The organism is Ruminococcus sp. Marseille-P328, assembly GCF_964249465.1.
GTDB classification, from domain to species: Bacteria; Bacillota; Clostridia; order Lachnospirales; family Lachnospiraceae; genus Blautia_A; species Blautia_A faecis.
In genome coordinates this window covers 21,989-31,616 of sequence record NZ_CAXUBQ010000035.1, presented here as the reverse complement: position 1 = coordinate 31,616, position 9,628 = coordinate 21,989, and the positions used below count along the sequence as shown (strand labels likewise).

Annotated in this window: 13 protein-coding genes and 1 pseudogene; 3 read left to right on the top strand and 11 right to left on the bottom strand. The window is 37.9% G+C overall.

Annotated features, from left to right (window positions below; all coding sequences use genetic code 11):
- The first annotated feature begins 144 nt into the window (after positions 1-144).
- Positions 145-654, top strand: a complete 510-nt coding sequence (locus tag ACESTK_RS18685; RefSeq protein WP_373120480.1) for a transposase — start codon at positions 145-147, stop codon at positions 652-654.
- A gap of 24 nt (positions 655-678) precedes the next feature.
- The gene (locus tag ACESTK_RS18680) at positions 679-903 is read left to right on the top strand and encodes a transposase domain-containing protein (RefSeq protein WP_373120478.1); all 225 of its coding nucleotides are present in this window, start codon (positions 679-681) and stop codon (positions 901-903) included.
- A gap of 309 nt (positions 904-1,212) precedes the next feature.
- Here ACESTK_RS18680 and ACESTK_RS18675 read toward each other — a convergent pair whose 3' ends face one another.
- The 4 genes from ACESTK_RS18675 to ACESTK_RS18660 all read right to left on the bottom strand — a co-directional run bounded on the left by ACESTK_RS18675 (position 1,213) and on the right by ACESTK_RS18660 (position 3,275).
- Positions 1,213-2,139: a GNAT family N-acetyltransferase gene (locus ACESTK_RS18675; RefSeq protein ID WP_373120477.1), complete on the bottom strand. Its 927-nt coding sequence runs from the start codon at positions 2,137-2,139 to the stop codon at positions 1,213-1,215.
- A 305-nt stretch (positions 2,140-2,444) separates the two neighbouring features.
- The gene (locus ACESTK_RS18670) at positions 2,445-2,711 is read right to left on the bottom strand and encodes a hypothetical protein (RefSeq protein WP_373120476.1); all 267 of its coding nucleotides are present in this window, start codon (positions 2,709-2,711) and stop codon (positions 2,445-2,447) included.
- Positions 2,712-2,735: 24 nt separating this feature from the next.
- On the bottom strand, positions 2,736-3,011 hold the full coding sequence (locus ACESTK_RS18665) for a hypothetical protein (RefSeq protein WP_373120475.1): 276 nt from the start codon (positions 3,009-3,011) through the stop codon (positions 2,736-2,738).
- Positions 3,012-3,077: 66 nt separating this feature from the next.
- The gene (locus ACESTK_RS18660; RefSeq protein ID WP_373120474.1) at positions 3,078-3,275 is read right to left on the bottom strand and encodes a hypothetical protein; all 198 of its coding nucleotides are present in this window, start codon (positions 3,273-3,275) and stop codon (positions 3,078-3,080) included.
- On the opposite strand from ACESTK_RS18660, the gene ACESTK_RS18655 reads away from it, so the two are divergent.
- Positions 3,196-3,522, top strand: a complete 327-nt coding sequence (locus tag ACESTK_RS18655) for an ATP-binding protein (protein ID WP_373120482.1) — start codon at positions 3,196-3,198, stop codon at positions 3,520-3,522. The two genes, ACESTK_RS18660 and ACESTK_RS18655, sit on opposite strands and share 80 nt — an antisense overlap.
- Positions 3,523-4,053: 531 nt before the next feature.
- Here the strand turns inward: ACESTK_RS18655 and ACESTK_RS18650 are convergent.
- The 7 genes and pseudogenes from ACESTK_RS18650 to ACESTK_RS18620 form a co-directional block, all read right to left on the bottom strand.
- A complete protein-coding gene (locus ACESTK_RS18650) occupies positions 4,054-4,773 on the bottom strand; it encodes a PIG-L deacetylase family protein (RefSeq protein ID WP_373120473.1) in 720 nt (239 codons plus the stop codon).
- 225 nt (positions 4,774-4,998) lie between these two features.
- Positions 4,999-6,369 carry an MFS transporter gene (locus tag ACESTK_RS18645; RefSeq protein WP_373120472.1) on the bottom strand — a complete coding sequence of 457 codons (1,371 nt, stop codon included), beginning with the start codon at positions 6,367-6,369 and terminating at the stop codon, positions 4,999-5,001.
- Between the two features lie 8 nt (positions 6,370-6,377).
- Positions 6,378-7,562: pseudogene (locus ACESTK_RS18640) on the bottom strand (ATP-binding protein).
- 68 nt (positions 7,563-7,630) lie between these two features.
- Positions 7,631-7,891: a hypothetical protein gene (locus ACESTK_RS18635; protein WP_373120470.1), complete on the bottom strand. Its 261-nt coding sequence runs from the start codon at positions 7,889-7,891 to the stop codon at positions 7,631-7,633.
- Positions 7,876-8,151, bottom strand: a complete 276-nt coding sequence (locus ACESTK_RS18630) for a hypothetical protein (protein WP_373120469.1) — start codon at positions 8,149-8,151, stop codon at positions 7,876-7,878. Before ACESTK_RS18630 ends, ACESTK_RS18635 begins: the two co-directional genes overlap by 16 nt.
- A 107-nt stretch (positions 8,152-8,258) precedes the next feature.
- Positions 8,259-8,393, bottom strand: a complete 135-nt coding sequence (locus ACESTK_RS18625) for a hypothetical protein (protein WP_373120468.1) — start codon at positions 8,391-8,393, stop codon at positions 8,259-8,261.
- A 173-nt stretch (positions 8,394-8,566) separates the two neighbouring features.
- Positions 8,567-9,619: a glycosyltransferase family 4 protein gene (locus ACESTK_RS18620; RefSeq protein WP_373120466.1), complete on the bottom strand. Its 1,053-nt coding sequence runs from the start codon at positions 9,617-9,619 to the stop codon at positions 8,567-8,569.
- Between the last annotated feature and the right edge of the window lie 9 nt (positions 9,620-9,628).

Here is a 9,628-nt window from a genome sequence, read left to right as displayed (position 1 = left end):
ATCAGCTCTGCCCATTTGTAACTATTCACAAATCTTATATCAGTTTTTAACGTTTACACAAAACTTGAAACGGTCTCCCTACTACTTAGTTAAAGTTGGAATATAAGTTGTAGAGCCGTATACGAGACCCGTACGTGCGGTTCAATGGGAGGGGCGAGGAAAATTTATTCTCCCTCTACCCTATTTTATTATAAAAAGAAAAAAAGATGGCTAACGACAACCATCTTTCTCTCCGTTACATGTTATAATGTAACTATGCTAACAACTAATTATTATACAGACTTTTTTGAATTAGGGCAACAGAAAATTAACTTTAGTTTCTTTGAATTGAGTTTACTCGACGACGATCCAGTCTATACCCTGAAAAAAGTGATGGAGGATTTAGATTTTTCCGGCCTGCTGGCCAATTATTCAGATAAGGGAAGAACCGGGTATAACCCAATCATGATGTATGCTGTAGTTACTTACGCAAACATGCGCGGGGTACGTTCTGTTGACCGTATTGTAGAACTTTGTGAAAGAGACCTTGCTTTTATCTGGCTGACCCGTGGACAAAACCCAAAACGGGATGCTTTTTATGAGTTTAAAGGGAAAAAACTGACTTCTGAAATACTGGATGATCTTAATTACCAGTTTTTACGGTTATGTGCTTAAGAACATAACCGTAAGAACTGGCAGATGATCGATACGATCAACGGAGCTTCCAGTTCTGCAATCATCTACAGCATCGCAGAAACAGCAAAAGCGAATAACCTGAAGCCTTTTGATTACTTTGAATATCTGCTGACGGAGATTCCAAAACATACAAGCGATAAAAATACAGATTTCCTCGAAGAACTTCTGCCCTGGTCAAAGACACTGCCAGCGCATATCCGAAAACCTAAGAAGGCAGAGAAAAAATGATACAGCCGCTAAAAGCGGCCTGATATTTGTCAAGGTACCGGTGTTCTACCGTTTACTGTACATTGATCCATGGTTTTTAGTATCTCCTTGAAAAAATCTGTTGTTTTTCTCAAGTATGCACTAAAAATAGATTGAGTAAAAGGCGAGCGGTTTGACCTTTACAAAATAAATTCCATCTTTCATAGAAAAAAGGATCCCTCGCAAGGTAGAAGGCTAATAAGCCCTGTCCCTGTTGGGATCCTTTCAATTACTACTGGGGATGCCGAAATTTGCTATTAACCGACAGCCCCCCCCCAAAAAAAATGCGTCTTAATTAAAATGCATTAATATAATGTCCAAAATAGGGTTGAAATTAAGATCTTGAAATAATTTTTCTTCTTGAGAATTACAAAAAACAGATAAATTTGTAATATTGTTTTCCTTACAAAAATCCATTGCTGCCTTGCATAACATCTGCGCAATACCCTTTTTGCGAAACACCGGCTCTACATAGAGATCAGACAAGATTCCTATCTCATAGCAAATAGAAGAAGAGAAATATCTAGTTACACTGCACATTCCAACTGCTCGGTAGCCACGCTTGGCAAGAAAAAATGTGGTTCCACCGTTTTGTATAGCATTAGTAAGCCTGCTACGCATTTCTGCTGTTAATACAGAAACTCCGACTTCATCCCGAAAACCATTTTCCAGTTTTTGAAGTTGCCAGTCTTCGGGATCCGCGAGTATTTCCACTGAGATTGGAATGCTTTCTTTTGGCGGAAAGAGCATTAAGGGATCTCCCCATTGATCAAAACCATTTTGGACAAAACCTATGCTTTGCCAAAAATCTTTTCGGCAAATATCACCGCCATAGTTCAGTTCTGCATAAAGTGCACCATTTTTTTCAGCCCACTCTAGAAGTACACTGGCGCATTCTTTTCCCATACCATTTCCACGGAATTCAGGGTAAACACAAAATTCCATAATAAAACATTTTCCATCCTCGCTTGTAAAAATCACAGGCATTGCAATTCCTACATTTTGCTCTTTCTGATAAAAAAGCAGATAATAACAGCGATCCTGCAGCCTGTTATGAATTGTTTCCATATGCTGGCGATATTCAGCACCAAGGAAATAATCTCTCTCATCATCAGAATCAGGAAAGATATCACGATTATAGTAATTATAAAGCTGTTCCCAGAAAGTGGCAACTTCGGTTTGCGTGACTGCCTCACGGACAGTAATTCGATTTTCCATTTTATTTCCTCCAGAATTTATTTGGAGGGTTAGATTTTAGGAAATGTGAACCCTCCACACACGATTCGTTTTCATAAAAAATCCCCCTTTCTTAAGAGTATTTGTATTCATACACTGATTGTAGTGCTGATACCGATTATTTCTTTAATAAGTATTATAGGTGATAGGCTACATTTTTGCAATCAAAGTTTATGTTAATGATTTCAAAAATTATCTGCATTGAGCTTGAAATAAAGACATTATTTTAGTCCTTCATTCCCTGCCATTTCTGAATAAACTCATTTTTGTATTTTGGGAACAAGATGTCAAGATCCCTGTGTACGTCTATGCTTCAGTAGAAATTCCTTGCGAACTTGATTATATTCCGTCAGAAGGACAATATCTTTTTGCCAGCTTAGCGGACGGTCAATCATCTCCGCAGAATAAGTATGCTTTATCAGATGTCCATAACACGCAGAATTGTAAACATCCAGCAGCTTACATCCGATTGTTTCCACCACTTCCAGGCCGGTGATGGAGTAAACCATCACCGTTCCGTCCTTTTTACATAAATCGTATAATACCCTTGCCATGCACACTTCCTCACTCATCTTTCCTTAGAATATCCATACTTCATTCGGGATTTCCCTTGCAAAGCGTTCAAGCTCTTGCCAGGCTTTTGTGTATTTTGCATAAGCCCCCTGTTCTTTACTGGCCGCTTCATATAGTTTTTCAATTTTCTTTACAATTCCCAGATAGTCCGTATGCTCACCTTTTACAAATGCCATGGTCGCAGTCAAGTTGTCATACCGGTACTGAGGTTCAACATAAGACTGATAGACCTTAAAACACTGGTGCATTGCCGCAATCAGTTCACTCTTGGTAAGCCGCATTAACTTTTCTTTTTCCTCATCTTCGGTCCAGGCCTCACTTCTATCGATTCCAAAATAATCCTGCTCCTAGGAATCGTAACCAAGATGATTCCCAGCTTCTGCTGCAACGAAAAACAGGTCAAAACACTTGGAAATCCACTCTTCCTGAATATCCCCTATCATCTGGTCACAGTCTGCCTGCAGGCTGGAAAACGTAATTTTAAATTTCTCTGTCTCTGCTTCATCATCCAGGGACTCTAAAAGGGGATCCTGTTCGTTATCCATAAACCATACCAAATATGTCCGTCTACCTGATCTGCTTATTGATCTGGAGATGGCACGGACAGAAGACAGCTACAAAAAGGGAATGGCTAAGTATGCCAATCCTGTTGTCCTGATTTTGGATGAATGGCTCCTATTGAAACCAACGGAATCAGAACAAAGGGATATATTCGAACTCCTCCATCGGAGACGCAAGAAATTTTCATCGATTTTCTGCTCCCAGTATGAGTTCAAGGAATGGTACGACTAACTGGGTGGGGATGACAGCCCACTGGCAGATGCAATCATTGACCGTATTGCCCATGACAGTTATCGCATCAACATTACAAATATTGATACCGAACATGACATCTCAATGCGGGAGGTTTATGGCTTAGACAAAACATTACGCGAGTAAACTCGCATAAGCGGTTCCCGCCAGCCCGGACAGGCGTTTTCCCATCTGCTGGACTAGCGGTGTTACCGAACAAGAATATTCAGTTCCTCCTTGATATGTAATGATTTACAGTATATCAAGAATGGGCAGATAAGTCACTACATCATGTTTTGAGACGCTTACATATCATAGAAAATCTCCAGACATAAAAAGGATACCTGGAGCACCAGTTCATATTTACAGTGCCTGGTAACAGCTACTTTCAGATTGTCTTAGATAAGATGCTTTGGAACTGTCCCTTAATAAGACAGGGCATGTACTATATCAACAATAAAATGCGGAAATTTTTCACCTGGAAATATCTCTGCAAAAACCAAGCTTTCTTTTATGCTATTTGCCAGCATTCTAAAAAAGTATACGAAATAAATTGTCTATTGCTAAGTATCCTTTAATTAAACTAACTTCTTCTGCAAATTGTGTCCCAATTTTACTACCATTTAATATATCATTCGCTTCAATAACTGACAATAAATTTGTATTTATTTCTGTTTTTATAGCATTTTCCTTATTGCTAATTTGACTCTTAAACATTTGGATTAGAGTTCTTTTTTTATCGTATACTTCACTGACATCAATATATAATTTAGGTGTAGTGTCAAATATTCTGCGACTTTTTCCCGGAAAACGATAGCTTACAATAAATTTACAATTATAAGGACGACCTGCTTCTGCAATAAATCGAGTACACGAAGCCATCTCAACGCATCTCTCTACTAGATTTTTCGTTTCAACATGATCAGGATGTATGTCAAATTCAGATGGAACAACTACTATTCCCGGTTTTTTTTGTCGAATTATTCGTACTATTAAAATTTGCTGTTCCTTACTATTTTTTTCAACTCCCATGTCACTAAAATCCATATACGTATAATGAATATTAGGATACAGTGAACTTATCTTTTCACATTCTAATCGACGTAATTTGCTTGAACCATTTGCAGCGGCAGCACCGTCAGTCATAACAACAATCTCTACAGGATATAATATACTATGTTTAAGTATTGTGCCTCCGAGAGTAAACTCTACATCATCTGGATGCGGAGAAAACAATAAAATTCCAGACATATAACTCTCCCTCCTTAAATATTCAGTTCCTAGCAGTTAATAAATTACTTTTTATACAGCCAGTTGTAATTCATTTCAAACCAATTTTGTATATAGGTGCGCACAAAATTCTCCATATATATTAAAAATGCTTTCTATCTCACACTAATATGTAATAATTTATCCAACATCATTTTGAAATTCTTTATTTTCACTATATTTTTTTATGTTAAGATAATATTTTTATCATTTCTTATTTTTTATACTTTTCTTATAAAATTTCTTCATTATAATAAAAGAAAAGACAAGCCCACAAGAAGAGATTAAAAAAGAAAATGTAATTGGAAAACAATCGGCGCATATACCATAAAACAGCTGTCCAATTGGCACAGAAATAGTTGCACACAATTGAATTATGGATAATATTCGTCCCATTATATACTCCGGAATACGTTTTTTTAGCGTGATAGAAGTTGCAATGCTCATAGTGGTTACTTCCACGACCAAAATCATCATAATTATCGTTACACTATATAATAAATTGCTTGGTGATATTTGTGAACTTTTGAAATGTAAAAAGCAAGTCAGCATGAACAAAATAACAGCACAAAAAAGAGAACTTATCATATTAGCCTTTTTTTCATCTTCATCTTGAATTAACACCATGGCAATAAACGGAGCAACTAATGAAGCAATTCCTAGAGCAGAATTAAACATAGCATACTTTTCCATACTAGCAGCCATTGATATCCTTATGTAATGAGATGTCGTAACAGAAAATAGAGGGTTGACAAAGAAATTAAAAATAGGCGCGAAAAATAGAAGATAAACTATGGAGTTCTCATTCTTTAAGTAGAGGGCAGCCTCTTTATATGCACTAATTGTTTGAGTCAATGAAAATACATTCTTTTCTTTGTTTTCCTCCTCATATGATATATATCCAGATTTAACATGAATCATGAATGTTAACAAAAATGAAATTCCTTCAAGTGTCATAGTTATCATCAAGACGCTCGTTAACCCTAATAATCCATAAAAAAGACTTCCTACGGCTGGTGATAAGATCTCTACTATTCCATCATCTAGGGAAGAAATTTTACTTGCTGCCGCAAGTTCATTTTCACAAACGATGCACATGAGAGCTTTTCCTTCAGAAGGTGCAATAAGGGTTTCAAACAACTCCAGACAAACTACTAAAACATAAATCAACAAAATATTTAACGGCATCAAGAATACATGAATAATCCAAAAACATGCCATCAGAACAAATAATCCTAGAACACTCCATTTTAAAATTTGTAAACACTCTTTCCTGTCAGCAATATATCCTGCAACCGATGAAAGAATAATTCGCGGTATAATAATAATCGCTAGAACTGTGGAATAAATAAAAGCAGAGCCCGTCATGTCAAGAACATAAATTGCTAATGCAAATTGAAGAATATTCGATGCTAATCGAAAAAAAGTGGTCGTTCCCCAAAAAGCCATAAAACTTTTATGTTTCAGAAGTTTTAGATACATATACTTTCTCACTTTCATATTATTTGAATATTCTGGTGCGGCGGAGCCGCCATTCCGGTGTGGTGTGAGCCACCTGTCCGAAATGAACTGAGCCACCGCTTTACTTATCTTGGAAAACTGTAGATTTCTCTCATGGAAATATCTTTTGACGGATCAATTGGTTCAATCTCGATCCGATAAGCATCATGAACAATCCGGTCAAAGATTCCATCGGTGAGAGGTGCGTCGTTTTCGCCTAACTGCTGGTACCAGCCTTCTTCCCTGTGTTTGGAACAGAAAATGGTGGATCTTTTATGATATCTCCTTGTCAGAATTTCAAAAATATCAGGTTGCTGTTCACGGTTCAAAGGAAGCAGGAGCCATTCATCAATGATCAGCAGGGCAGGTTTCGTGTATTTTTTTTACACTTTATCATAGCTGTCATTTCTTCTGGCATCTGACAATTCAATCAGAAGATCCAGAAGGCGTACGTATAAAGTCTGGTAATACTGCTTACATGCTTCCATCCCCAGGGCACATACCAGATATGTTTTTCCTCACCCCGTAGCACCGGTAATAAAAATGTTCCGTTTATCTGCAATGTATCCGTAGCCTGCCAGACGTCCGATCTGATTTCTGTCGAGCATTCTGCCGGAAGTATAATTTATATCACCAATATAAACTTCCAGCTGATCGAATCCTGCATTATGGATAAGGCGTTTCAGGCAACTGGTTTTCCGGCTGTTGTATTCGGTATCAACCATCAACGTAAAACGTTCTTCAAACGAAAGTCGTCCAATGTTTGGATCGGAAAGCTGCACCTGGAAAGCATTTGCCATTGGGGTCATATGCATCTCAACAAGTTTATTTATCGTGGATTCATTCGACATGGCTGCCACCTCCGTAATACTTTGCTCCTCTGGTTTGGATGTAAGAATAGCATCTACCGTTTTTACAGTATTGGTTCCAATCAATGCAGCCCATTTGCGAAAGCGCTCCCCATCCCATTCCAGATATTTCTGACGATTCGAAGGCATGTGTTCTGTTTCGGTGCTGTATTGCCCGGACCGGCCTTTCAGGCGCTGGTGGGAAGCAATACGATCCTGTTTATAGTAAACTTCAATCATCGAATCCGTCACCCAGACATCGACCTTTTTTCCGATATAGGAATACGGCACAGAATACAACATCTGATCTACACTTATGTGATAATTATACTGTACGGTTGCCTGTTTCCATTCTGCAGTTTCATACGTAACAGCTGGAAGCTTTACCAGATAAGGCAGTTCTTCTTCCCAAAACAGACTCAACCGGCTACCAGCCTTTTTCTGAAAGCTCCGTTCATTATAAGCTTTCAATTTCAATTGAATGGACCGATTTAGTTCCTCAAGTGAAAGAGCTGTCCGTCACGTAAGGCTGCAATGATCCATGTGGATACATGCCCTACATTGCCTTCTGCATTTGGTTTATCCTTGGGATGATGTACTCTTGCCGGGATAACGGCAGTGCCGTAATACTCAGCGAGTTCATGGTATGAGCGGTTCAGTTCCTGATCGTTCCTGTTGTGATTATGTACGACTGCCGTCTTTGTATTATCCAGCACAAGGATTTTGGGAACGCCGCTCAAAAACTGTAGCATATGGACATGACACCAACAAAGACATAGGCATTCTTTATTTCGCCTGTTACAGAATCAGTAATATGGGCAGGATTACCAGCCCAGTCGACTTCAACCTGCTCTCCGGGTTTACGGTTAATATGCATGGTTGCCCGGTGTTTTTCCTTATCCTGCTGAGTGTAATAATAAAACTGGGAATACACCAACGGACCGTCCCCTGCCATCTGGCACTCATTGACGTATTCCGTCCAAAGAAGCTTTTTTGTTACACCATTGCGCATCAGTTCTTTTCTGATGCGCTGGTAATCTGGCAGACGTTTGTGGCTGTCAGAAACCTGCGGATACAGGATTTTTTCAGATCTGCATTCGTAGTGTTGACTTTTAATGGTCAGCTGATCTGATGAGAAGCAGCCCGTTTCAGAACATCGGAAACGGTATTTCTGGAACCCGAAACAGCAAGGGCAATATTTCTCTCGCTGTATCCCTGGCTTTTAAGCCGGAGGATTTCTCTGTAATTTGTCACGGTGATGCCCTCCTTTGAATAAACCTGGCGCATAATTGCGTCTGTATTCATTATAAAGGTCACATCAGAAAGCGGCTCAATTTTCGCCGGAATAGTGGCTTAGTTTAAAACAGAATACTGGCTCAATTCGTCCGGACAGGCGCCTCAGTCGGGTACAGATTACTCATTATTCATTATAAAGCTTGTTTAATATAGTCCAAAAATGAATGCTCGTTATATCTCATACTAACTCTCTTAGAATTGTCTAAAGCATCCAAACATTTTTGGTAATACATTGTCGAATTTAATAATTTTTCTAGCATATATATCCAAGCTTCTGGATTACTATAATCATCAATCAAATATTGTTTATCACCTGCCGCTTCTGGTATTCCTCCAATATTACTCGCAATGACAGGAAGCGAATTAATATTTGCCTCAATAATTCCTCGACCATAACCTTCCTCTATCTGTGATGGAATCAAAAGAAGTTTGCAGTGATTATAAATATCAGAAAATCTATATTCAATTTTATTAATAATAACATTGGAGGGGAATATTCTTTTATCTGTTGATCTAATTATATTATTCCCCCATGTTTCTTTGACTTCAAAAATCTCATTTGAAAATACTTTCGCAAGATGAGAAATTATTTCAATTCCTTTTGATTTGATGGGATTAAAAAATAATATCTTATCTCTATAAAGTTCTCTAGCCTTGTACCTCAATTCTGGAATTCGCGGATAAATCACAACAACCTTTTCTTTTAATGAAGGATGCAAGGATTCTCTGACAAAGTTAGAAACACATACAATTCCCTTCACAGTCTGACTCTGTAAGATATTTATTTCGTTATCAGAATGGATACCTGTGCTACTGATTCCATGTATTAAGTAAAATAACGGAATATTTTGTTGTACACAATATTCATATAAAGGTTTTAAAAAATTAAGTTGAGATATTATAACATCTGGCCGAATCTGATGTATTATATCTATTGCTTTTTCCTGAAAATTATCCTTTGAATTAAAAAACAATTTACAATATGGAGATTTTATTCGGCTATATCCATTCTGCACAACTTTACGAACTTCACCCATACGCAAAAGTGGTATCTCGTTACATATGATACTATAAACAGAATGTCCAGCTTCGCTAAGTTCTTCCAAAAACTCATCTATTGTAATCTCTGCACCTGACTGATGAAATGGTGGGAGACTATTTAAATTGCAGAAAAGGAATCTCACTTATTTACC

Coding starts and splice junctions, on each gene's coding strand:
- ACESTK_RS18650 (WP_373120473.1), bottom strand. CDS start 4,773: ATGTCTGGAATTTTATTGTTTTCTCCGCATCCAGATGATGTAGAGTTT.
- ACESTK_RS18670 (WP_373120476.1), bottom strand. CDS start 2,711: ATGGCAAGGGTATTATACGATTTATGTAAAAAGGACGGAACGGTGATG.
- ACESTK_RS18635 (WP_373120470.1), bottom strand. CDS start 7,891: ATGCTACAGTTTTTGAGCGGCGTTCCCAAAATCCTTGTGCTGGATAAT.
- ACESTK_RS18665 (WP_373120475.1), bottom strand. CDS start 3,011: ATGCGGCTTACCAAGAGTGAACTGATTGCGGCAATGCACCAGTGTTTT.
- ACESTK_RS18680 (WP_373120478.1), top strand. CDS start 679: ATGATCGATACGATCAACGGAGCTTCCAGTTCTGCAATCATCTACAGC.
- ACESTK_RS18675 (WP_373120477.1), bottom strand. CDS start 2,139: ATGGAAAATCGAATTACTGTCCGTGAGGCAGTCACGCAAACCGAAGTT.
- ACESTK_RS18660 (WP_373120474.1), bottom strand. CDS start 3,275: ATGGATAACGAACAGGATCCCCTTTTAGAGTCCCTGGATGATGAAGCA.
- ACESTK_RS18685 (WP_373120480.1), top strand. CDS start 145: ATGGGAGGGGCGAGGAAAATTTATTCTCCCTCTACCCTATTTTATTAT.
- ACESTK_RS18630 (WP_373120469.1), bottom strand. CDS start 8,151: ATGCGCAATGGTGTAACAAAAAAGCTTCTTTGGACGGAATACGTCAAT.